The 24,236-nt window shown below is 48.2% G+C and carries 24 protein-coding genes and 2 other annotated features; all 24 genes read right to left on the bottom strand.

Annotation, left to right across the window (positions count from 1 at the left end):
* Positions 1–53: 53 nt before the first annotated feature.
* Positions 54–2,132, bottom strand: coding sequence for an elongation factor G (gene fusA / locus VJ374_RS00660; protein ID WP_050677142.1), 2,079 nt, complete (start codon positions 2,130–2,132; stop codon positions 54–56).
* 124 nt (positions 2,133–2,256) lie between these two features.
* On the bottom strand, positions 2,257–2,727 hold the full coding sequence (rpsG, locus tag VJ374_RS00655) for a 30S ribosomal protein S7 (RefSeq protein WP_023466623.1): 471 nt from the start codon (positions 2,725–2,727) through the stop codon (positions 2,257–2,259).
* Positions 2,728–2,776: 49 nt separating this feature from the next.
* Positions 2,777–3,196 carry a 30S ribosomal protein S12 gene (gene rpsL, locus VJ374_RS00650; protein ID WP_023466621.1) on the bottom strand — a complete coding sequence of 140 codons (420 nt, stop codon included), beginning with the start codon at positions 3,194–3,196 and terminating at the stop codon, positions 2,777–2,779.
* 125 nt (positions 3,197–3,321) lie between these two features.
* Positions 3,322–3,573, bottom strand: a complete 252-nt coding sequence (locus tag VJ374_RS00645) for a ribosomal L7Ae/L30e/S12e/Gadd45 family protein (protein ID WP_023466620.1) — start codon at positions 3,571–3,573, stop codon at positions 3,322–3,324.
* Between the two features lie 80 nt (positions 3,574–3,653).
* The gene (gene rpoC, locus VJ374_RS00640; RefSeq protein ID WP_056064898.1) at positions 3,654–7,253 is read right to left on the bottom strand and encodes a DNA-directed RNA polymerase subunit beta'; all 3,600 of its coding nucleotides are present in this window, start codon (positions 7,251–7,253) and stop codon (positions 3,654–3,656) included.
* A 20-nt stretch (positions 7,254–7,273) separates the two neighbouring features.
* Positions 7,274–10,831 carry a DNA-directed RNA polymerase subunit beta gene (rpoB, locus tag VJ374_RS00635; RefSeq protein WP_035399374.1) on the bottom strand — a complete coding sequence of 1,186 codons (3,558 nt, stop codon included), beginning with the start codon at positions 10,829–10,831 and terminating at the stop codon, positions 7,274–7,276.
* A 231-nt stretch (positions 10,832–11,062) separates the two neighbouring features.
* Positions 11,063–11,659: a class I SAM-dependent methyltransferase gene (locus VJ374_RS00630; RefSeq protein ID WP_035413150.1), complete on the bottom strand. Its 597-nt coding sequence runs from the start codon at positions 11,657–11,659 to the stop codon at positions 11,063–11,065.
* Positions 11,660–11,741: 82 nt separating this feature from the next.
* Positions 11,742–12,110, bottom strand: coding sequence for a 50S ribosomal protein L7/L12 (gene rplL, locus VJ374_RS00625; protein ID WP_023466613.1), 369 nt, complete (start codon positions 12,108–12,110; stop codon positions 11,742–11,744).
* Between the two features lie 76 nt (positions 12,111–12,186).
* Positions 12,187–12,693, bottom strand: a complete 507-nt coding sequence (gene rplJ / locus VJ374_RS00620) for a 50S ribosomal protein L10 (protein ID WP_023466611.1) — start codon at positions 12,691–12,693, stop codon at positions 12,187–12,189.
* 50 nt (positions 12,694–12,743) lie between these two features.
* Positions 12,744–12,895 (bottom strand) — a sequence feature (ribosomal protein L10 leader region).
* Positions 12,896–12,950: 55 nt separating this feature from the next.
* The gene (gene rplA / locus VJ374_RS00615) at positions 12,951–13,637 is read right to left on the bottom strand and encodes a 50S ribosomal protein L1 (RefSeq protein ID WP_023466610.1); all 687 of its coding nucleotides are present in this window, start codon (positions 13,635–13,637) and stop codon (positions 12,951–12,953) included.
* Positions 13,638–13,754: 117 nt separating this feature from the next.
* Entirely contained in the window at positions 13,755–14,180 is a 426-nt protein-coding gene (rplK, locus tag VJ374_RS00610) for a 50S ribosomal protein L11 (RefSeq protein WP_023466609.1), read from the bottom strand.
* 149 nt (positions 14,181–14,329) lie between these two features.
* Positions 14,330–14,881: a transcription termination/antitermination protein NusG gene (gene nusG / locus VJ374_RS00605; protein ID WP_023466607.1), complete on the bottom strand. Its 552-nt coding sequence runs from the start codon at positions 14,879–14,881 to the stop codon at positions 14,330–14,332.
* A gap of 19 nt (positions 14,882–14,900) precedes the next feature.
* On the bottom strand, positions 14,901–15,071 hold the full coding sequence (gene secE / locus VJ374_RS00600) for a preprotein translocase subunit SecE (RefSeq protein ID WP_023466605.1): 171 nt from the start codon (positions 15,069–15,071) through the stop codon (positions 14,901–14,903).
* Positions 15,072–15,115: 44 nt separating this feature from the next.
* Complete coding sequence (rpmG, locus tag VJ374_RS00595; RefSeq protein ID WP_023466603.1) at positions 15,116–15,262, bottom strand: 50S ribosomal protein L33; 147 nt, start codon at positions 15,260–15,262, stop codon at positions 15,116–15,118.
* A gap of 155 nt (positions 15,263–15,417) precedes the next feature.
* Positions 15,418–16,059 (bottom strand): RNA polymerase sporulation sigma factor SigH, encoded by a 642-nt coding sequence (gene sigH, locus VJ374_RS00590; RefSeq protein WP_035413147.1) that lies wholly within the window; start codon positions 16,057–16,059, stop codon positions 15,418–15,420.
* A gap of 186 nt (positions 16,060–16,245) precedes the next feature.
* On the bottom strand, positions 16,246–16,776 hold the full coding sequence (locus VJ374_RS00585; RefSeq protein WP_035413144.1) for an NYN domain-containing protein: 531 nt from the start codon (positions 16,774–16,776) through the stop codon (positions 16,246–16,248).
* On the bottom strand, positions 16,773–17,456 hold the full coding sequence (gene rlmB, locus VJ374_RS00580) for a 23S rRNA (guanosine(2251)-2'-O)-methyltransferase RlmB (RefSeq protein WP_369792041.1): 684 nt from the start codon (positions 17,454–17,456) through the stop codon (positions 16,773–16,775). The genes VJ374_RS00585 and rlmB overlap by 4 nt, the downstream gene beginning before the upstream one ends.
* 166 nt (positions 17,457–17,622) lie before the next feature.
* Positions 17,623–18,027: a Mini-ribonuclease 3 gene (locus VJ374_RS00575; RefSeq protein ID WP_035413140.1), complete on the bottom strand. Its 405-nt coding sequence runs from the start codon at positions 18,025–18,027 to the stop codon at positions 17,623–17,625.
* Positions 18,024–19,421 (bottom strand): cysteine--tRNA ligase, encoded by a 1,398-nt coding sequence (gene cysS, locus VJ374_RS00570; RefSeq protein WP_035413137.1) that lies wholly within the window; start codon positions 19,419–19,421, stop codon positions 18,024–18,026. The genes VJ374_RS00575 and cysS overlap by 4 nt, the downstream gene beginning before the upstream one ends.
* Positions 19,375–20,094 (bottom strand): serine O-acetyltransferase EpsC, encoded by a 720-nt coding sequence (gene epsC, locus VJ374_RS00565; protein ID WP_313489801.1) that lies wholly within the window; start codon positions 20,092–20,094, stop codon positions 19,375–19,377. The genes cysS and epsC overlap by 47 nt, the downstream gene beginning before the upstream one ends.
* A 9-nt stretch (positions 20,095–20,103) precedes the next feature.
* Positions 20,104–20,326, bottom strand: a binding site (T-box leader).
* Positions 20,326–21,774, bottom strand: a complete 1,449-nt coding sequence (gltX, locus tag VJ374_RS00560; protein WP_290774586.1) for a glutamate--tRNA ligase — start codon at positions 21,772–21,774, stop codon at positions 20,326–20,328. It overlaps the preceding feature by 1 nt.
* Positions 21,775–21,817: 43 nt before the next feature.
* The gene (gene ispF / locus VJ374_RS00555; protein WP_029343079.1) at positions 21,818–22,300 is read right to left on the bottom strand and encodes a 2-C-methyl-D-erythritol 2,4-cyclodiphosphate synthase; all 483 of its coding nucleotides are present in this window, start codon (positions 22,298–22,300) and stop codon (positions 21,818–21,820) included.
* 2 nt (positions 22,301–22,302) lie between these two features.
* Positions 22,303–22,986, bottom strand: coding sequence for a 2-C-methyl-D-erythritol 4-phosphate cytidylyltransferase (gene ispD / locus VJ374_RS00550; RefSeq protein WP_329469727.1), 684 nt, complete (start codon positions 22,984–22,986; stop codon positions 22,303–22,305).
* Positions 22,987–23,117: 131 nt separating this feature from the next.
* The gene (locus VJ374_RS00545; protein ID WP_035413125.1) at positions 23,118–24,203 is read right to left on the bottom strand and encodes a PIN/TRAM domain-containing protein; all 1,086 of its coding nucleotides are present in this window, start codon (positions 24,201–24,203) and stop codon (positions 23,118–23,120) included.
* Between the last annotated feature and the right edge of the window lie 33 nt (positions 24,204–24,236).

Raw genomic sequence — 24,236 nt, 5'->3', positions numbered from 1 at the left:
GTACACCTTCCTTAGCTTACACTAATCATAAAAGCGTGACAACCTGTGAAGGATTAGCCGTTTGCTTTTTTGATGATTTCTTCCGCAACTGATTTCGGTACTTCTTCGTAGTGATCGAAGTGCATCGAGTACGTTCCGCGACCTTGTGTGCGTGAACGAAGACCAGTAGCGTATCCGAACATTTCAGAAAGTGGAATCATTGAACGGACAACTTGAGCGTTACCGCGTGCTTCCATACCTTCTACGCGACCACGGCGTGATGTAACATCACCCATGATGTCTCCCATGTATTCATCTGGGATGACGATTTCAACTTTCATCATTGGCTCAAGGATAACAGCGCCGCTCTTATCTTTGAGTTGTTTGACTGCCATTGAAGCCGCAACTTTAAATGCCATCTCGTTTGAGTCGACATCGTGGTACGATCCGAAGACGAGTGAAGCTTTTACGTCAACGACCGGGTAACCAGCAAGGATACCGTTTTGAAGTGCTTCTTCGATTCCGTGCTCAACCGCTGGGATGTATTCACGTGGAACAACACCACCGACGATTTTGTTGTTGAACTCGAAGCCAGCGCCTTCTTCGTTCGGCTCGAATTCTACGACGACGTGACCATACTGACCACGACCACCAGATTGACGAGCGAACTTCGAATCGATCTTCGCCGCTTGGCGGATCGTTTCACGGTAAGCTACTTGTGGAGCACCAACGTTTGCTTCGACTTTGAACTCGCGACGCATACGGTCAACGATGATGTCGAGGTGAAGCTCACCCATACCTGAGATGATCGTTTGACCAGTCTCTGGGTTTGTTTCAGTGCGGAACGTTGGATCCTCTTCAGCAAGCTTAGCGAGGGCTTGACCCATTTTATCTTGGTCAGCTTTCGTTTTTGGTTCGATAGCGACCGAGATAACTGGTTCTGGGAATGTCATTGATTCGAGAACGACGTTGTCTTTCTCTGCACAAAGCGTATCTCCAGTAGTCGTATCTTTCAAACCTACAGCTGCAGCGATGTCACCCGCGTATACCATCGGGATCTCTTCACGGCTGTTTGCGTGCATTTGAAGGATACGTCCAAGACGCTCACGTTTGCCTTTTGTTGAGTTTTTAACGTACGATCCTGCCGAAGCTGTACCAGAGTACACACGGAAGAATGTCAATTTACCGACGTAAGGGTCAGTCATGACTTTGAACGCGAGTGCAGAGAATGGTGCTTCGTCCGAAGACTCACGCACGATTTCTTCATCCGTATCCATGTCGATACCTGAGATCGCTTTTACGTCGATTGGTGATGGGAGGTAATCGAGAACTGCGTCAAGCATAAGCTGAACACCTTTGTTCTTGAATGCCGAACCTACGAGTACAGGATAGAAGTCAACTGTCAAAGTTGCTTTACGGATAGCCGCTTTCAACTCGTCGATTGTGATTTCTTCACCCTCGAGGTATTTCATCATCAATTCTTCTTCGTAATCCGCAACTGCTTCGATCAATGATCCACGGAGTTCTTCAGCTTGATCAGCGAGATCAGCTGGGAAACCGTCAGTCACTTCGATGTCAGTTCCAAGATCGTTACCGTACATGTATGTTTTCTGTTCAACGAGGTCGATGATTCCTTTGAATTCATCTTCCGCACCGATTGGAATTTGGATCGCGTGTGCGTTCGCTTGGAGGCGTTCGCGAAGCGTTCCGACCGAGTACAAGAAGTCTGCACCGATTTTATCCATTTTGTTAACGAAAACGATACGTGGTACGCCGTAAGTTGTAGCTTGGCGCCATACTGTCTCAGTTTGTGGCTCAACACCAGACTGAGCGTCAAGTACTGCTACCGCACCATCAAGTACGCGAAGTGAACGTTCAACCTCAACTGTGAAGTCTACGTGTCCAGGTGTATCGATGATGTTTACGCGGTTACCTTTCCATTGAGCAGTTGTTGCTGCCGATGTAATCGTGATCCCACGCTCTTGCTCTTGCTCCATCCAGTCCATTTGTGAAGCACCTTCGTGCGTTTCACCAATCTTGTGGATACGACCCGTGTAATACAGGATACGCTCAGTCGTTGTTGTTTTACCAGCATCGATGTGAGCCATGATCCCGATGTTACGAGTGTTCTTAAGGGAGAATTCTCTTGCCATCTTTAAACATTCTCCTTTCGCATTTTAGTTTAGTGGTCGTGTGTTGCCACACGTCATGACTATACCCGAAAGCCACCTCATAATTCCATTAAAAATGGCATGCATGAGGTGGTGATTTTCGGAATTACCAGCGGTAGTGAGCAAACGCTTTGTTCGCTTCCGCCATTTTGTGCATATCTTCGCGCTTCTTAACAGAAGCACCAGTGTTGTTTGCAGCGTCCATGATTTCGTTAGCAAGGCGCGCATCCATAGTTTTTTCGTTACGGAGACGTGAGTAGTTCACGAGGTAACGAAGTGCGAGTGTCGTACGACGCTCTGGGCGAACTTCGACAGGAACTTGATAGTTAGCTCCACCTACACGGCGTGCTTTAACTTCAAGAACTGGCATGATGTTGTTCATCGCTTCTTCAAAGACTTCCATTGCATCGCGACCTGAACGTTCAGCGATAGTTTCGAAAGCTTTGTATAAGATTTGTTGAGCAGTACCTTTTTTACCATCTAACATAAGACGGTTGATAAGGCGGGTAACGAGTTTAGAGTTGTAGATCGGATCAGCCATTACATCACGACGTTCTGCTTGACCTTTACGTGGCATTCCGAGTCCCTCCTTTCATATAGTGAGGTGATATCTTAAGATATCTAGATTATTTTTTAACTTTAGGACGTTTAGTACCGTATTTCGAACGACCTTGCATACGGCCGTCAACACCAGCTGTATCAAGCGCACCACGAACGATGTGGTAACGTACCCCTGGTAAGTCTTTTACACGGCCGCCGCGGATAAGAACAACACTGTGCTCTTGAAGGTTGTGGCCGATACCTGGGATGTAAGCTGTTACTTCCATTGTGTTCGTCAAACGTACACGTGCGTATTTACGAAGAGCCGAGTTCGGTTTCTTCGGAGTCATTGTACCTACACGAGTACAAACACCACGTTTTTGTGGTGAGCTGATGTCAGTACGAGCTTTAATGAAGCTGTTGTACCCTTTGTTCAGCGCTGGCGAATCTGATTTCACAACTTTTGATTGACGTCCTTTACGGACTAATTGGTTGATAGTAGGCATCTTTGAGATCCTCCCTTCCTGAATTCATGACAAATTTCAAAACCACCGAGCCGGGTGGTTCATCGAAAGTCATAATGAAACGTTTTGCGTGGCTCAGGCATTCCATCGCCACACAAAACGCATTATCAAACTTTCTTAATGGCAACAGCTGTTGCTGCGACATCGATTCCACAAGCTTTTCCAAGCTCTTGCTTAGAAGGAACATTCACGACTGGAACGTTAGCTTGTTTCGCCGCATCGAGCAATGCTTGTTTTACGTGTTCATCTGCGTCATCCGCAATGATCACTTCCGACGCCTTGCCAGATCGCAATGCTTTGAGCGTTTGCTTTTGACCGACAAACTTCAAATCTGCGCCGACTACTTTTTTGTAAGACATGAAGATATCCTCCAAAATAACACAGCCGGTTGGCAACACTATATCATAGTAGCACCGCCATACCGGCGTGTCAAGGCGTTTTATTCTACCGGAGAATCGGCTTCTACAGGTGCTTCGCCAGCTACTTCGAGATCGATCTGACGGTAACGTGACATCCCAGTACCAGCTGGAACCAACTTACCGATGATGACGTTCTCTTTCAAGCCGCGAAGGTAGTCGCTCTTCCCTTTAATCGCTGCATCCGTAAGGACACGAGTCGTTTCTTGGAACGACGCAGCCGATAGGAATGAATCTGTTTCAAGTGACGCTTTCGTGATACCGAGAAGAACTGGTTTCGCCGAAGCGAGAGCTTTCCCGTTACGGAGCGCTTCTTTACAAGCTTCCTTGAACGTGCTGATATCGACGAGCGAACCTGGTAAGAGTGAAGTCTCACCAGACTCGATGACACGTACGCGACGGATCATTTGGCGAACCATGACCTCGACGTGTTTGTCACCGATCTCAACCCCTTGCATCCGGTATACTTTTTGAACTTCTTGAAGCAAGTAGTTCTGAACGCCGGATACACCTTTAACGTTCAAGAGTTCTTTCGGATCGATCGAACCTTCCGTGAAGACTTGACCGGCTTTGACGTCGTCCCCAAGCTGAACACGTAGACGCGAACCGAATGGGATCGTGTATGTGCGTGTTTCGCTGAGTCCTTGGACCGTCAATTCACGTTTGTCACGCGATTCCGTGAAATCGATGACTTGACCATCGATTTCCGAGATGACCGCTTGACCTTTCGGGTTACGCGCTTCGAACAACTCTTGGATACGCGGAAGACCTTGTGTGATATCGTCCCCGGCAACCCCACCTGTGTGGAAGGTACGCATCGTAAGCTGCGTTCCTGGCTCACCGATTGATTGTGCCGCGATGATACCGACAGCTTCGCCGACTTCGACGTCGTTGCCTGTTGCCAAGTTGCGTCCGTAACATTTCTTACAGACACCATGGCTTGTGTTACAAGTAAAGGCAGTACGGATCTCAACGTTGTCGACACCTGCGTCAGTGATGACACGCGCGATGTCTTCATCGATGAGTTCGTTCGTCGAAACGAGGACTTCTCCTGTTTCAGGGTGAACGACGTTTTCGAATGCAGTACGGCCGACGAGGCGGTCGTAAAGGCTTTCGATTTCTTCCGTTCCTTCACGGAGTGCTGTGACGCGGATACCACGATCCGTTCCACAATCATCTTCACGGATGATGACGTCTTGAGCGACGTCAACGAGACGACGAGTCAGGTAACCTGAGTCAGCCGTTTTCAAGGCTGTATCGGCAAGACCTTTACGCGCACCGTGTGTCGAGATGAAGTATTCCTGTACCGTTAGACCCTCACGGAACGATGATTTGATCGGGAGCTCGATGATCCGTCCACTTGGAGCGGCCATGAGTCCACGCATACCAGCGAGCTGCGTGAAGTTCGACGCGTTACCACGGGCACCGGAGTCACTCATCATGAAGATCGGGTTGAGACGGTTGAGGGATTTCATCAGACGAGACTGAATTTCATCCTTCGCATCATTCCACGATTTAACGACGCGCTCATAGCGCTCGTCTTCTGTGATGAGACCACGACGGTACGATTTCATGACGCGGTCGACATTGTCCTGGGCTTCAACAAGAATCTCTTGTTTATCCGGAAGAACGATGATGTCCGCGATCCCTACCGTGATACCGGCACGAGTCGAGTGTTTGAATCCGAGGTTTTTCATGCGGTCGAGCATGCGGCTTGTTTCTGTCGTCTCAAACCGTTTGAAGACTTCCGCGATGACATTTCCAAGGAATCCTTTTTTGAACGGGTCGATGATCGGACGGTTCTTCAGTTCTGCCGCAACATCTGTTCCTTTTTCAAGGAAGTACTTGTCTGGCGTCGCTTCTTGAAGGTTCGTCATCGTTGGTTCGTTCAAGTAAGGGAACGTCGTTGGGAGGATCTCGTTGAAGATCAACTTACCGACTGTTGTAATCAATAATTTCTCGTTTTGCTCTTCCGTGAATGTCGGGTTCTTGAGAACGCCGGCTGGAATCGCAACACGTGTATGGAAGTGCGCATAACCGTTTTGATAAGCGATGAGCGCTTCATTCACTGTCGAGAAGATTTTACCTTCGCCGATCGCATTTTCGCGCTCGAGCGTGAGGTAGTAGTTACCGAGGACCATATCCTGCGATGGTGTAACAACAGGTTTACCGTCTTTCGGGTTCAAGATGTTTTGTGCAGCGAGCATGAGAAGACGCGCTTCTGCTTGTGCTTCTGCCGAAAGTGGTACGTGAACCGCCATTTGGTCACCATCGAAATCGGCGTTATATGCCGTACATACGAGTGGGTGAAGGCGAATCGCGCGTCCTTCGACGAGCGTTGGTTCGAACGCCTGGATACCGAGACGGTGAAGTGTCGGTGCACGGTTCAAGAGAACCGGATGCTCACGGATGACTTCTTCAAGAACATCCCAGATTTCAGGTTGAACGCGCTCGATTTTCCGTTTCGCACTCTTGATGTTCGGTGCGATGCCACGAGAGACGAGTTCTTTCATGACGAACGGTTTGAAGAGTTCAAGGGCCATTTCTTTTGGAAGACCACATTGATACATCTTCAGATTCGGACCAACGACGATAACCGAACGACCAGAATAGTCGACACGTTTACCGAGCAAGTTTTGACGGAAACGTCCTTGTTTCCCTTTCAACATGTGTGAAAGTGATTTAAGTGGACGGTTACCTGGTCCTGTGACTGGACGACCACGACGACCGTTATCGATCAAGGCATCGACTGCTTCTTGAAGCATCCGTTTTTCATTCTGAACGATGATGTTCGGAGCGCCAAGGTCAAGGAGACGCTTGAGACGGTTGTTACGGTTGATGACGCGGCGGTACAAGTCGTTCAAGTCAGACGTTGCGAAACGTCCGCCATCGAGTTGAACCATCGGACGAAGTTCCGGTGGGATGACTGGAAGCACTTCGAGCACCATCCATTCTGGATTGTTGCCCGAGTTACGGAAAGCATCGAGGACTTCAAGACGTTTGATCGCACGCGTACGACGTTGTCCTTGAATCATACGAAGTTCTTCACGTAATGCAGCGACTTCTTTATCGAGTTCCACGTCACGGAGCAATTTACGAACTGCTTCCGCACCCATTTCAGCAGTGAACGAACGACCGAACTTCTCACGATAGGCACGGTATTCTTTCTCTGAAAGGAGTTGTTTCTTCTCAAGTGTCGATTCGCCTGGATCTGTTACGACGTACGACGCGAAGTAGATGATCTCTTCTAACGCACGTGGTGACATGTCGAGGACGAGTCCCATACGGCTAGGAATTCCTTTGAAGTACCAGATGTGCGAAACCGGTGCTGCGAGCTCGATGTGACCCATGCGCTCACGGCGGACTTTCGACTTCGTGACTTCAACGCCACAGCGGTCACAAATGATTCCTTTATAGCGGATCCGTTTGTATTTACCACAGTAACATTCCCAGTCTTTTGTTGGACCAAAGATACGTTCACAGAACAAACCGTCTTTCTCCGGTTTGAGTGTACGATAGTTGATCGTCTCCGGCTTTTTCACTTCCCCGAAAGACCATGAACGGATCTTTTCGGGGGAAGCGAGGCCGATTTGCATATATTCAAATCTATTAACATCTACCAAGGGGTGGACCTCCCTTTCGCTTATTCCTCTTCAGTAACAACTGGTGCGACAGGCGCTTGAACTTCTTCGAGTGCTGGAGTCGCGTTCGGGATATTGTCCTCGTCTTCGTCGCGCATTTCGATCTCTTCATCATCAGCAGACATCATCTTAACGTCCATACCGAGGGATTGAAGCTCTTTAATGAGGACTCGGAACGATTCCGGTACGCCCGGTTGTGGTACATTCTCACCTTTGACGATTGCTTCGTACGCTTTGACACGACCGATCGTGTCATCCGACTTGATTGTAAGGATTTCTTGGAGCGTGTAGGCTGCGCCGTATGCTTCAAGTGCCCATACTTCCATCTCACCGAAACGCTGACCACCGAACTGGGCTTTACCACCAAGCGGTTGTTGTGTAACGAGTGAGTATGGTCCTGTCGAACGTGCGTGAAGTTTATCATCGACCATGTGAGCAAGTTTAATCATATACATGACACCGACAGAGATACGGTTATCGAACGCTTCACCCGAACGACCATCATAAAGGACAGTCTTCGCGTCGCGATCCATACCTGCTTCTTCAATCGTTGCCCAAACATCTTCCTCACGCGCACCATCGAATACTGGTGATGCGACTTTAATGCCGAGTTGACGTGCTGCCATCCCGAGGTGAAGCTCGAGCAACTGCCCGATGTTCATCCGTGATGGAACCCCAAGTGGGTTCAACATGATGTCAATTGGCGTACCGTCTGGCATGTACGGCATGTCTTCTTCTGGAAGGATACGTGAGATAACACCTTTGTTACCGTGACGACCCGCCATTTTATCACCCTCGTGAATCTTACGCTTCTGAACGATGTAAGCACGGATCAACTGGTTGACACCAGGTGAGAGCTCGTCCCCATTATCGCGGTCGAAGATTTTGACATCGAGAATGATTCCATCACCACCGTGTGGAACACGGAGAGATGTATCACGGACTTCACGTGCTTTTTCACCGAAGATTGCATGAAGAAGACGTTCTTCCGCTGTCAATTCCGTTACACCCTTCGGCGTAACTTTACCGACGAGGATATCGCCGTCCTTGACTTCCGCACCGACGCGGATGATTCCGCGATCGTCGAGGTTTTTCAAGGCATCATCACCGACATTCGGAATATCACGTGTGATTTCTTCCGGTCCGAGTTTCGTATCACGCGACTCACATTCGTATTCTTCGATGTGGATCGATGTGTAGACGTCGTCTTTGACAAGACGTTCACTCATGATGACAGCATCCTCATAGTTGTAACCATCCCATGTCATGAAACCGACGAGTACGTTACGACCAAGCGCAAGTTCCCCACCGTCCATCGATGGACCATCTGCAAGGATCTCGCCTTTATCGACTGGGTCGCCTGCTTTGATGATTGGTTTTTGGTTATAACACGTTCCTTGGTTAGAACGGATGAATTTTTGAATTTTGTAACGGTCGAGTTCACCTTCAACGATGTTGCCATCGACTTCCGTCGTACGACGGACAAGGATTTCACGCGCCGTAACGCGCTCAGCGATCCCTGCGTGCTTCGCAACAACAGCGGCTCCTGAGTCTTTTGCAGACACGTACTCCATACCTGTACCGACAATCGGAGATTCCGGGTTCAGAAGTGGGACGGCCTGACGTTGCATGTTCGCTCCCATGAGGGCACGGTTCGAGTCATCGTTCTCAAGGAACGGGATACAAGCCGTTGCGGCAGATACAACCTGCTTCGGTGAAACGTCCATATAATCGACACGTGCTGGTTCAACAGACAAGTTTTGTCCACGGAAACGTGAAAGGACGTGTGAATCTTGGAACGTCTTCTCTTCCGTCAACAACATGTTTGCCTGTGCGACGACGTAGAGATCCTCTTCGTCTGCAGTCATGTAATGGATTTCATCTGTGACGACGCCCGTTTCCGGATCGACACGACGATATGGTGCTTCGATGAAGCCGTACTCATTGACCTTCGCGTACGAAGACAACGAGTTGATCAAACCGATGTTTGGTCCCTCTGGCGTTTCGATCGGACACATACGGGAATAGTGCGAGTAGTGTACGTCACGAACTTCGAAACCAGCGCGCTCACGTGTCAAACCACCGGGTCCGAGTGCTGAAAGACGACGTTTGTGCGTCAATTCTGCAAGCGGGTTCGTTTGGTCCATGAACTGAGACAACTGCGAGCTACCGAAGAACTCTTTAATCGATGCGATAACTGGACGAATGTTGATCAATGCCTGTGGCGTGATCGCATTCTGATCCTGAATCGACATCCGTTCTTTAACGACACGTTCCATCCGCGAGAGACCGATCCGGAATTGATTCTGGAGCAGCTCACCGACTGAACGGAGACGACGGTTACCGAGGTGATCGATATCGTCTGTCGTACCGACTTCATGCAACAAGTTGAAGAAGTAGTTGATCGCAGCAATCATGTCAGCAGGCGTGATGTGCTTGATGTCACGATCGATGTTACCGTTACCGATGATATTGATGATGCGTTCACCTTCAGCATCGTCCGGTGCGAACACCTTGATTGACTGTAAGTTGAAAGCCTCACCCTGCGTCACGCCGCCTGTAGGCGTCGCTTCGATGTAACCAACGGATCCTTCGAGGAATGGAAGGACTTTATCGAGCATACGACGATCAAGGACCGTTCCTGCTTCCGCGATGACTTCACCTGTCTCTGGGTCAACGAGCGTTTCCGCAAGTTTCTGACCGAAAAGACGGTTCTTAAGATGAAGCTTTTTATTGATTTTATAACGACCAACGTTTGCCAAATCATAACGTTTCGGGTCAAAGAAGCGCGACACGAGTAACGCTTTTGCGTTTTCGACTGTCGGCGGCTCTCCCGGACGTAGACGCTCATAAATCTCGATGAGGGCTTTTTCCGTTGATTCCGTATTATCTTTTTCAAGTGAATTCCGGAGGTACTCATCATCACCGAGAAGATCGATGATTTCCTGATCCGTACCGAAACCAAGAGCACGTAAAAGAACCGTTACTGGAATCTTACGCGTGCGATCAATGCGAACATAAACGATGTCTTTCGCGTCTGTCTCGAGCTCGAGCCATGCACCACGGTTTGGGATGACTGTCGCGGAGAACCCACGCTTACCGTTCTTATCTAACTTATTGTTGTAATAAACACTTGGCGAACGAACAAGCTGCGAAACGATTACGCGTTCCGCTCCATTGATGATGAATGTTCCCGACTCCGTCATAAGCGGGAAGTCACCCATGAAGACTTCTTGTTCTTTCAATTCACCCGTCTCTTTATTTTGAAGACGGACTTTAACGCGTAGTGGTGCCGAATAGGTCACGTCGCGCTCTTTCGATTCATCGATCGAATACTTCGGCTCTCCGAGCGAGTAGTCGATGAATTCTAATACGAGATTCCCTGTGAAATCGGAAATCGGCGAAATGTCATGAAACATTTCACGAAGACCTTCCCGCAGGAACCACTCATACGAATTCGTTTGAATCTCGATTAAGTTTGGAAGTTCCAATACTTCGCTGATACGTGCATAGCTTCTTCTCTGACGGTGACGACCGTACTGAACAAGTTGACCAGTCAACTGATTCACCTCTCAGACCCACTTCTTCTTATAGAGAAGGACGGGTGTAATATCGAACATTGAAGCCATTTTTTGATTGATAAGCGCAAAAAAGCGACGTCTTGTCTACTCAATCATCTGTAGTCGAGAACGCCAGCTGCTTTCAAACATCTTATCCAAAAATCACTCCAATGGCATTTTATAATACTATCATAGACACAACATGAGGTCAACGACAAATCCTTCGATTTGTCAAGACCGAATTGATTTAAATATCGAGTACCCTTTATCACGTGTAACTGTCTCACACATACCGAATACTTCTTCCATCAACTTCTTCGCAGATGGTCCACCTTGTTTCTTTTGAATGACGACCCAAAGTTCGCCGCCAACGATGAGATGATCATATGCTTCTCGGAGAATACGATGAACGACCGTTTTTCCTGCCCGAATCGGTGGATTCGTCACGATCGCTGCGAATGTCGATTCGCCTACCCCATCATACCCGTCACTCACACCGGTCGTCACGGAAACACCGTTCGCGCGCGCATTGTCTGCCGCTAGTTCGAGCGCCCGTTCATTGACATCGATCAAGTGTGCCGGACGTCCTGTCGACTTCGAGAGCGCAATGCCCATCGGTCCATATCCACAGCCGACATCTAAAATGTCTCCAGCTACAGCCGGTTCCGTGAATGCCTCAATCAACAGACGTGAACCAAAATCGATTCCGTTCTTTGAAAAGACACCGTGATCCGATGTAAAGCGGAGCGTTTGACCACGCAGGACATATTCCCACGTCTTCGGATCTCGTTTCGATGAAGGGTCATTCGTATAATAATGATCCGCCATGTTTCCTTCCCCTCTCATGTAAAAGATGAAAACAAAAGAAGCTCGCAATGCGAGCTTCTCTTGTTTCTACGGAAGAAGAAAATTACTTAACTTCTACAGTAGCGCCAGCTTCTTCAAGCTTAGCTTTCATTGCTTCAGCGTCTTCTTTCGAAACGCCTTCTTTAACTGGTGCTGGAGTTCCGTCTACGAGAGCTTTCGCTTCTTTAAGACCGAGGCCTGTCAATTCGCGAACTGCTTTGATGACGTTGATTTTACCAGATCCAGCGTTAGTAAGGATAACGTCGAATTCAGTTTGCTCTTCAGCTGCTGCGCCTGCGCCAGCACCTGCAACTGCTACTGGAGCTGCTGCTGATACGCCGAATTCTTCTTCGATTGTTTTTACGAGTTCGTTAAGTTCAAGAACAGTCATGCCCTTGAGGTCTTCGATAAATTGCTCTTTGTTGAAAGCCATTATGGTTTTCCTCCTTTGATTTAGCCCACGTTGGGGTGTGAAAATTGTGTTGGTTGCCTATCCCGCTAAGCAGAAATTAAGCAGATTGTTCTTCTTTTTGCTCTGCGATTGCGTTCGTTGCCACCGCGAGTCCACGGATTGGCGCTTGAAGCACGCTGAGGAGCATCGAAAGGAGACCTTCGCGTGATGGAAGTTCCGCAAGGGCTTTGACATCTTCTACTGAAGTGACTTTGCCTTCGATGATACCACCTTTAAGTTCGAGAGCCTTGTGCGTTTTAGCGAAGTCGTTCAAGATCTTAGCTGGCGCGATAACGTCTTCATTGCTGAAGGCGATCGCACTAGGACCTGTGAAGACTTCATCAAGACCTTCGAGGTTGCTTTGAACTGCCGCGCGGCGGAGGAGACCGTTTTTGTAAACTTTGAATTCAACGCCCGCTTCGCGGAGTTGTTTACGAAGTTCAGTAACTTCTTCTACTGTGAGACCACGGTAGTCGACGACAACTGTTCCTGCGCTCGCTTGGAGTTTCTCAGCGATCTCAGATACGAGATCCGCTTTGACAGCGATAACTTTTTCGTTTGCCATTTCTGTTGCACCTCCTGGTAGATGAAATGTACCGGTGCGAGGGGCTGCTCGATTTCAAATAAAAAGCCTCCGTCTGCAAAGCAGAGGAGGCGTAATCGTCAAAAAGGATACCTGAACAAACAGGCTCTCTGAGCAAGAACACCTCGGAAGGATTTATGCCCATGTGAGCACCTTCTGTCTACGGTATGTCGAAATATATCAACGTTTTATACTGTAACAGCGTTCTTAGAACGTTGTCAAGTTCGTTTTAGACGAAATTATTTCGCGAAGTCAGCTGAAGATACTTTTACACCAGGACCCATTGTAGAAGCGATCGCGATGTTCTTAAGGTATACACCTTTAGCAGTAGCAGGCTTAACTTTTACGAGAGTTTCGATAACTGTGTTGATGTTCTCAACGAGTTTCTCGTTATCGAATGATTTTTTACCGACAGGAACGTGGATGTTACCTGATTTGTCGACACGGTACTCAACTTTACCAGCTTTGATATCGTTGATTGCTTTTGTGACGTCAAATGTAACTGTACCTGTTTTCGGGTTTGGCATGAGGCCTTTTGGTCCGAGAACGCGACCAAGTTTACCAACTTCACCCATCATGTCTGGTGTCGCAACGATAACATCGAAGTCGAACCATCCTTGTTGGATTTTGTTGATGTACTCAGCATCACCAGCGTAATCTGCTCCAGCAGCTTCCGCTTCTTTAAGTTTCTCACCTTTCGCGAAGACGAGGACTTTTTGTGTTTTACCAGTACCGTGTGGCAATACGACTGCTCCACGGATTTGTTGGTCTGCTTTCTTCGGATCTACTCCGAGACGAACAGCCAATTCGATAGTCTCATCGAATTTCGCAGTTGCAGATTTTTTAGTCAAATCTACAGCTTCTGCGAGTTCGTATGAAACCGTACGATCGATAAGCTTAGCAGCTTCTTTGTACTTCTTACCCATTTTAGGTTCCTCCTTTGTGGTTGTGCGGAAAATCCTCCCACATAATGAAAGGGTAGCAGGCTTCAAGAAACTATCCGCCTGCGACCCTCATCGTTGTTCATGGTAATCAAAAAGACATTAGTCTTCGATTACGATACCCATAGAACGTGCAGTACCTTCAACCATCAACATTGCTGTTTCAACAGATGATGCGTTAAGGTCTGGCATTTTTGTTTCAGCGATTTCACGAACTTTGTCACGTTTGACAGTCGCTACTTTCTTACGGTTCGGTTCACCTGAACCACTCTCAATTCCAGCTGCTTTCTTCAAGAGAACTGCTGCTGGAGGAGTTTTAGTGATGAATGTGAATGAACGATCTTCAAAAACCGTGATGACTACAGGGATAATCAAGCCGGCTTGGTCTTGTGTACGAGCGTTGAACTCTTTACAGAAGCCCATGATGTTCACACCTGCTTGACCGAGTGCCGGTCCAACTGGTGGAGCTGGGTTTGCTTTGCCCGCAGGAATTTGAAGTTTTACGAGTTTCATAACCTTCTTCGCCACGAGACACACCTCCTTAATTCTTTAATGTGGTTTAATTGGACGTTGCGCGTCCTCCCACTCATTCTATTCGACGAGTTATTTATCGAAATAAGCACAACATCAAACACGAAAAATTGTATCATTAAAACAAAACATTCGCAATAGGAAACTTAATCGATTTTATCGACCTGTGCGAAATCAAGCTCGACCTTCGTTTCGCGACCGAACATATCAACAGAGACTTTCATTTTCTCAGCATCTGTATCAAGCTCCTCGATCGTACCTTCGAGATTTTCGAAAGCTCCTTCTTTGATTCGGACGATTTGTCCGAGTGAGAAGTCGTAACGGCTCTTCAGATCGACAAGACCCATTGATCCAAGGATATTTTCTGCTTCTTCCGGAAGAAGTGGGGTTGGTTTTGAACCGCCGCCGACTGATCCGAGGAAGCCCGTGACGTTCGGAGTATTCCGGACGACATACCAAGAATCATCCGTCATGACCATCTCAACGAGGACATACCCCGGGAAGATCTTGACTTCACGTTCCTTGATTTTCGTTTCTCCCTTTTTGTTCGTTACTTCTTCTTGTACCGTTTCAATCGGAACGAGTACACGGAAGATTTTTTCGTCCATGTTCATGGATTCAATCCGACGTTCAAGGTTCGCCTTGACGTTGTTTTCGAATCCGGAATACGTTTGGACGACAAACCATTGTTTCTCCATGGTAGGCCACCTCTTCTTTTTACTTAATCAACCAGCTCATCAATGCGCTAAGCCCTGAATCGACGCCGAAGATGAAGACACCCATAAAGATCACCATACCGATGACCGTCAATGTGTATTTCGTCAGCTCTTTCCGTTTGGGCCAGCTCGTCTTTTTCAATTCATTCCATACGTCACGCAAAAATTTCATCGTACTTTCCCTCCAGGATGTAATAAATCGGGACAGATGAAGCTTTATTTCGCTTCTTTATGAATCGTATGCGCGTTACAACGACGGCAGAATTTCTTCAATTCCAAGCGGACAGTGACGTCCTCTTTTTTCATCGTCGTATAGTCGCGGGCACCGCAATTATCACAAGCAAGGCCTACTTTCTTCGCCATCTCAAAGTCCTCCTTCTTTGCCACTCTTCTCTTCTATTGAGGTACTTTCCTTCCGAAAAAGAGCGTAAAAAAAAACGCCTATGAGCGGCGTCTCGCTAGTAAGGCGCTAGTTATACAGTAGCATAGGAAGGGATTACGGTCAATCTACCTCTCTGTTAGACCGTCATCTTTCGTGCTTCGAGATAACGCTCAAGCTTGCGCTTGACGCGTTGCAAGGCATTGTCGATCGATTTGACATGACGATCGAGGTCGTCAGAGATTTCCTGATACGTCCGTCCGTCAAGATAGAGCGCGAGGACTTTGCGTTCAAGGTCGCTTAAAATTTCATCCATCTTCGATTCAATGTCTGCATATTCTTCCCGGTTGACGATCAAAATTTGTGGATCAGAAGGTGCTGTCGACGTAATGATATCGAGTAACGTCCGCTCCGATTCATCGTCATAGATCGGTTTATCGAGTGAGATGTAAGAGTTCAACGGGATATGTTTCTGACGTGTCGCCGTCTTGATCGCAGTGATCATCTGTCTCGTAATGCATAATTCGGCAAATCCTTTAAACGAGGCAAGCTTATCCGTTCGGTAATCTCGTACTGCTTTATAGAGACCAATCATTCCTTCTTGAATGATATCTTCTCGGTCTGCCCCGATCAAAAAATAAGAACGGGCTTTGGCGCGCACGAAATTTCGATACCGCTCGATCAAAAATTCGAGCGCATCGCTGTTGTCGAACTCTTTCGCTTGTTCTACAAGCGCTTCATCGGTCATGCACCCAAACTGGTCGAACGAAACCAAACTCATCTTGTATCCCTCCAAGCATCATTGACGAATAGTTCAATTGTTTTTAATTATACAATAATTACCTGTCGCACGACAATGAAAATTGGCATGACCTCTTTTGTTGTATCCAAAATGTATCTTTTCATAAAAAAACACCGTTCTTCCAAAGTAGGAAAAACGGTGATCCGCTCATGCGAATGGTTTATATCATGTATCTGAATTCTTTCGGCGACGGATCGCTTCTAAACGTGCGACGACGTCTTCTGGTAAATCAATCTTCGAGCGCGGTTGAGCCGTCGTCTTCGCAGACGTCGTCTGTTGTTTGATGACAGCGACTGCCGCTTTCCACTCTCGCCGGAGCTCTTGCGCCGATATGCGGAGTGCTCCGAGCGTGAAGATGACCCACTGCTCCGTATAATCATTCGTCGCTACCGTTAACTTGACTCGGATATCTTGTAGCCAATCAGCAGCTGTCTTTTCAATCCATTCATCTGCCGTTTCGTTCTCCCGTGTGTAGACGATATCAATCCCGCTTTTTTGCATCCGGGATTCACGTCCCGGTTGAAGATAGGCATCGAAGACGATCGTAACGCTAAGACCTGTGACAGCTTGGTATTCCGCCATCGCATGAATCAGCCGTTCCCGTGCCAATTCAAAATCTTGCTCCCGCAACGTCCGAAATTCTGGCCATGCGCCAATGATATTATAGCCATCTACGATGAGACGATCATATTTCATCGCGCATACGGCTTTCTAGTCCGGTAGACTTCATATAGTAATAACGAAGCAGCAACCGATGCGTTGAGCGATGTGACATGTCCCGCCATCGGGAGGTGGACGAGGAAATCACATTTCTCACGGACGAGCCGGCTCATTCCTTTTCCTTCACTTCCAATGACGATTCCGAGTGGCATCGTCCCATCAAGTGTCCGGTAGTCATCACTTTCGCGCGCATCCGTTCCGACGAACCAGATGCCTTGTTTCTTTAGATCCTCCATCGTCCGCGCAAGGTTCGTCACGCGAACGACAGGAATATGTTCGATCGCGCCTGTTGATGCCTTTGCGACGACTTGCGTCAATCCGACTGATCGACGCTTCGGAATGATGATCCCGTGTGCCCCGACAGCATCTGCTGTCCGCAAGATTGATCCGAGATTATGTGGATCCTCCAGTTCATCGAGTAGGATCAAGAGCGGTGTTTCGTCCTTTTGACGCGCGAGCTCAAAGATGTCTTCCATCTCGGCGTACTCATACGCCGCTACCGCTGCGACGACACCTTGGTGATTTTCCGTTCCGGCTAAACCCGTTAACCGTGAGCGAGGTACGAGCTGGATTTGAATCCCTGCTTCCTGCGCCATCGCGTGGATGACGGCAAGTGGTCCTTTTTGTTGTCCTTCCTGCAGAAACAGCTTGTTCATCTCTCGTCCGCTCCGTAATGCTTCTAGAACCGGATTTCGACCCGACAAGAAATCTTGTCCTTCTTCGAGCGGTTCGATCGCGACTGGCTGTTCCTTGACCGGAGCGGCTTTTCGTTTCTCTTGTGCTGGACGCTGTGCCTTCGTTTTTGGCTTCGCGCTTGTAGCCTTAGGATTCGTCTGTTTTTTCGGCTTCGAGTAATTCGAACGCTTGTCCGATGAGTTCTTCAAGGCGATCCCCTCCTTCTGAAAGATAAATATAACCGAGTAATGCTTCAAATGCTGTCGCGTAGCGATACGTGTGGACGTCTGTACTCTTCGGGATGGAACCGGATTTTGCGTTCTTCCCGCGCCGGACGACCGCTGCCTCTTCTTCCGTCAACGCATCCGTGTTCAACCAGTGCGTCACGACCGTCGCTTGTGCTTGTGCCCGAACGTACCGGACAGCTGCTTTGTGCAACTCGCCCGGCTTCACATAACCTTGTTCGAGCAATCGCTCGCGCACACGAATCTCATAGACGACATCGCCCATGTACGCTAACGCGAGTGCATTCAGTTGTTTGTAGTTCTTCATCCGCGCTTCCACCGCATCCCTTGTGCTGTATCTTCGAGCAGAATGCCTTGGTCACGTAGTTGGTCGCGGATTGCATCTGCTCGTGCAAAGTCACGATTTTGACGGGCTGTGTTCCGCTCTTCGATCAACTGTTCGACTTCTTCATCGAGTAAGCCTTTATCAACTGTCAACGTCACACCTAGGACGCCTGATAATTCCGAGAAGAGTGCGAGGAACTGTTCGAGAACCTGTTTCGATACATGCGCTTCTCCAAGGTATAGGTTGGCTTCTTTTGAGAGATCAAACAAATCCGTCACCGCGTTCGCTGTATTAAAATCATCATCCATCGATGTGATGAAGTGTTCCTTGATCGCCGCTAGACGATTCAACCACTTCTCGTCACCTGTTCCGAGATCAGCCGTCATGTCAAGTCGGTGTTCAATGTTTGCGACCGATTCCCGAATTCGTGCGAGACCATTCGCTGCTTGGTCGATCAGTTCACGACTGTAGTTGATCGGATGACGATATTGAACCGACAACATGAAGAACCGTAAGACCATCGGATCGACCGCTTGAATGGCTTCATGGACCGTCAGGAAGTTACCGAGCGACTTCGACATCTTCTCATTTTCGATGTTCAAGAACCCGTTATGCATCCAGTAGTTCGCGAACTTCTGAGAATTGCATGCTTCCGACTGAGCGATCTCATTCTCATGGTGCGGGAACTTCAAGTCTTGTCCACCGGCATGGATATCGATCGTCTCTCCGAGGTATTTCTTCGCCATCGCCGAGCACTCGATGTGCCAGCCTGGTCGCCCTTCGCCCCACGGACTCGTCCATGCCGGCTCGCCTGGTTTTGCTGCTTTCCAGAGCACGAAATCAAGCGGATCTTCTTTTTTCTCTCCGACTTCGATTCGCGCACCTGCACGCAACTCGTCGATTGACTGTTGGCTTAATTGTCCGTAATCCTTGAAACTACGCGTCCGGAAGTAGACATCTCCGCTTGAAGCGTAGGCATTGCCTTTTTCAACAAGGACTTCGATGAATGCGATGATATCGTCCATCGTTTCCGTGACGAGTGGATGGATGTCCGCTTTTTGGACATTTAAAGCACCCGTATCCGCGTGATACGCTTCAATGAAACGTTTCGTCAACGCATGATAATCTTCTCCCAGTTCGTTTGCTGTCCGGATGATCTTATCGTCGACGTCCGTGAAGTTCGAGACGTATTTGACCTCATATCCGCGGTATGTGAAGTAGCGACGGACTGTATCGAAGACGATCGCTGGACGTGCATTGCCGATATGAATGTAGTTGTACACAGTTGGACCACAGACATACATCTTGACCTTTCCTTCTTCTAATGGTTTAAATGGTTCCTTTTTTCCGGTCATGCTGTTGTACAGTTGAATCATGACGTCGCCCTCCTTTAATCCGTTCAATTTCTTGTTTTAATACTTCTAGTTCCATTTCAATCCGCTCTTGGCATTCGCTGACCGGATCCGGGAAACGATGATCAAGTGGTGCTTCGACCTTCATGCCGTCTTGAATGACGACACGTCCCGGAATGCCGACGACGGTCGCATTTGGAGGAACGTGTTTTAAGACGACGGAACTGGCACCGATTTTTGAGTATGCCCCGATCGTGATATCACCTAGGACACGAGCACCGGCAGAGACAAGTACGCCGTCTTCAATCGTCGGATGACGCTTTCCTGTTTCTTTCCCCGTTCCGCCGAGTGTCACGCCTTGAAACAACGTGACGTCATCGCCAATGATCGTCGTCTCACCAATGACGACACCCATCCCATGGTCAATAAAGAATCGGCGTCCAATCGTCGCTCCTGGATGAATCTCGATGCCTGTCAAAAAGCGACTGAATTGCGAAATCAATCGACCGAGCAAGCGAAACTTCGCGTTCCAGAGCCGATGGGCCAGGCGATGCATCCAAATCGCATGTAAGCCCGGGTATGTCAAAATGACTTCTAACGTGCTGCGGGCAGCTGGATCTTGCTCAAACACATTGCGGATATCTTCTCGCATCCGTGCCATATACGTTCTCCTCTCCATAAGAAAAAGCGCCTCTATGCATTGCTGCACAGAGACGCTAACGAAGCGCGGTCCCACTCTGTTTGGACGATTGACTGACTCGTCCCTCTCGACGTCCGTTAACGCCGGAGATACGTCTGCGCCTACTCTCACGGATTTCGGGCAGCACTCAGAGGGGCATTTCATGATTCGCTTCTTCAAGCCCTCGCACCATTCGAGCTTGTCTCTGGAGAAGAAGACGCATCGTTACTTTCCTCGTCTACGCTTTCGTTATTCTGCTTCAAGCCGTGCAAGCACACGGTCTTTTCCTAGTAATTGAATCGTGTTCGGGAGTTCTGGACCATGCGTCTGTCCTGTCGTCGCAACACGAATTGGCATGAACAAGTTTTTTCCTTTTTGACCAGTCGCTTTTTGCGTCGCTTTGATCGATGCTTTGATTGCTTCTGGTGTCCACTCTTCGAGAGCGCGTAACTGGTTCGCGAATTCTGCAAGTACAGTCGGAACCGTCTCGCCACTCAAGACAGTGTTTGCCTCTTCATCATACACCACTTCATCCTCAAAGAACATCTCTGAAAGCTTGACGATTTCCGCGCCATGCGTCATCTGTTCGCGGTATAGCGCGACAAGATCACGTGCCCAAGCGAGCTCTTCTTCTGAAGGTGACGCTTCGACGCGACCTGCTTCTTGTAGGAACGGAAGACTTGCTTCGAATACTTCTTCGAACGATTGATGTTTCATATACTGACTGTTGATCCAAGCCAATTTGTTTTGGTCAAAGACAGCCGGACTCTTCGAGAGACGATCCGCATCAAAGATCTTGATTAACTCTTCTTTTGTGAAGATTTCCTCTTCGCCGACAGGTGACCAGCCGAGAAGCGTGATGAAGTTGAGTAATGCTTCCGGGAGATAACCGAGCTCTTTATACTGCTCGATGTACTGAATGATCGAGTGATCACGCTTCGAGAGTTTCTTGTGTGCTTCATTGACAATCAATGTCATGTGACCAAACGTCGGGTATTCCCAACCGAACGCATCATAGATCATCATCTGTTTCGGTGTGTTCGAAATATGATCATCTCCACGAAGAACATGACTGATCGCCATCAAGTGATCGTCGATGACGACAGCAAAGTTATACGTCGGAATGCCGTCTTTTTTAACGATGACCCAGTCACCGAAGTCTTTTGATTCGAACGAGACGTCGTCTTTGACGATATCATTCCATGTATACGTGACATCTTCCGGTACACGAATCCGAATCGATGGCGTGCGACCTTCTGAGCGGAACGCTTCTTCTTGTTCTGCTGTCAGGTTACGGTGTGCCCCTGAATAACGTGGTGCTTCTCCGCGTGCGATTTGCGCTTCGCGTTCTGCTTCGAGCTCTTCCGATGTCATGTAGCAACGGTAAGCGAGTCCCTTTTCAAGTAACTCATCCGTATACTTTTGATAGATATCAAGACGCTCCATTTGTGAATAAGGACCGTACTCACCACCGCGACCTGGACCTTCGTCCCAATCGACACCGAGCCACTCGAGATTCTTCATTTGACTCTCGACACCACCTGCAATGTTCCGCTTTTGGTCCGTATCCTCGATTCGTAATACCATCTTGCCGCCTAAATGGCGTGCAAACAGATAGTTAAATAATGCAGTCCGGGCATTCCCGATATGCAAGTGTCCTGTTGGACTTGGGGCATAACGTACTCGTACTTCTGCCATTGCCAATCACTCCTTCGACTAAAATTCGCTTATCTAGTATACCTTATTCTTCGATTCGTTTCAGTAGAATCACTGCTTGACAAGCGATTCCCTCTTCTCGTCCCGTAAAACCTAACCATTCCGTTGTCGTTGCCTTGACATTGATCTGTTCAATGTCCGCTTCGAGTAATTCTGCGATCCGAGCGCGCATCGTGTCGATGTACGGACGAAGCTTTGGTGCCTGTGCGATGACTGTCGCATCTAGGTTGCCAAGCTCATATCCTTGTTGTTTAACGAGCGCGTAGACATGCTGCAGTAATTTTGCTGAATCCGCATCCTTGAATTCCGGATCCGTATCCGGAAAATGTTTTCCGATATCCCCCGCTGCAATCGCACCAAGTGCTGCGTCGGCAATCGTATGTAACAAGACGTCTGCATCCGAATGACCGAGCAATCCTTTCGTATGCGGAATCTCAATGCCGCCTAAAATCAATTTCCGATCCTCTGCAAAGGCATGTACATCAAAACCTTGTCCAATTCGAATCATCGTCATTTCCCTCGTTTCATTAGAATTGCTTCACCGAACCATAGATCGTCCGGTGTCGTCATCTTGATATTTTCGTAGTGACCGTGGACGATCGTTACTTTTCCTCCGTCCCATTCTATCAAACTTGCATCATCGGTTCCTAGGTATTTTGTTGCCGCTTTTTCATGAACCGTGCGAATCGTTGCAAGATCAAATGCTTGTGGTGTCTGGGCTGCCATCAAGTGTTCTCGCGGAACGGTCTCACTGATGTGATTCGCTTCGATCCGTTTGACGGTGTCTTTGATCGGTACGGCGAGAATCGCTGCTTGATCCAACACTGCCGCCTGGACGACCGCATGAATCGCTTCTTGTGAAATGAACGGTCGAGCCCCATCATGAATCAAGACGATCCCTTCGCCTTCTAATGCCTCAAGACCACGGAGAACACTTTCTTGACGTTCGGCACCACCCGCAACCAGTTTGATGGCTGTCGCATAGGACGAAGTGACATCCGTAAACCAGTCTTTCTCCATTGGATTGATCGCAAGAACGATTTCCGCACATGCCGGGTCCGCCTCGAAGACATCCAATGTCCAAGCGATGATTGGACGGTCTCTTAGTTCAAGCATCAATTTATTACGATCTGCGCCCATCCGCTTACCGGCACCGGCAGCGGGGATGACGACGCGATATGTGGCTGTAGACATCTCATTCCCTCTTTTCTCTCTCACTGATCATCGTGATCCATTCCATCACACCGAAAACGGACTCGATCATGAAATCGAATCCGTTGCGGGTCTATCTGAATGCCTCTCGATATCTCTCTAGGCATAGTGTCTCATTTTTCCTGTGGTTTCGCAAAAATCATTCGTCCAGCTGACGTCTGTAAGACACTCGTGACGACGACGCCAATCGTTTTCGAAATGAGATGTTTGCCTCCTTCGACGACGACCATCGTTCCATCTTCGAGATAGGCGATTCCTTGCTTTTGTTCTTTCCCTTCCTTGATGACAAGGACGGTCATTTCTTCTCCTGGAATGACGACTTGTTTGACCGCATTCGCCAGGTCATTGATGTTAAGGACAGGAACATGTCGGACTTCACAGACTTTGTTTAAGTTATAGTCGTTCGTGACGACGATTCCTTTAACGAGTTCCGCAAGTTTGATCAATTTGATGTCGACTTCCGGTACATCCTCGAAGTCGCCATCATAAATTTCGACCTCGACTCCAGGGATCTCTTGTAATTCTTTTAAGACATCGAGCCCGCGGCGTCCACGGTTTCGTTTCAACGTATCAGAAGAATCCGCGATGTACTGCAACTCACCGATGACGAATTGCGGAACGATCAGTTTCCCTTCGACGAAGCCTGTTTTCGTGATATCTGTGATTCGTCCGTCGATGATGACGCTCGTATCGAGCACTTTACTATTCGACTTTGCTGGAACGACGACTTCAGATGCCGTCTTTTTTTCACTTTGGTTGCTACGTAAGAAGATTTTCGTCAATTCATGACGTTTTCGATACCCGACCGTAAAGCCGAGATATCCGAATAACGCGGTCACGAAGATTGTTAAGACATTACTGAGGACAGGAATCCCAACTAAGTCGATTAACGTACTGACGAGAAATGCTAATACTAATCCGATCAACAAACCAAACGTACCAAAAAAGAGATCTGCTACTGGGGCTTTGACGAGTCGTTCTTCTAAAAATCGGAGAAGTCGAATTACCGAATCCGTAATGAATAATCCAATTAATAAGAATATGAGTGCACCAATCGTTCCAGTTACGTATTCGCTCATCAACCATGCCGGGAAAGTCGTACTTGTCGCTGTTTCAATCAATTGGAAAAACTGAGGAAGCAACAAGATCCCAAGGGCAAGTCCGAGTAATGCAAAAAATACCCGTATGACGATTTTCAATCTTCTCACCTCCTTTGCCTATTTTAAGTTCAT

Source organism: Exiguobacterium sp. 9-2 (assembly GCF_036287235.1).
In the GTDB taxonomy this organism is placed as follows: domain Bacteria; phylum Bacillota; class Bacilli; order Exiguobacteriales; family Exiguobacteriaceae; genus Exiguobacterium_A.
This window is presented reverse-complemented; position numbering and strand designations above follow the sequence as displayed.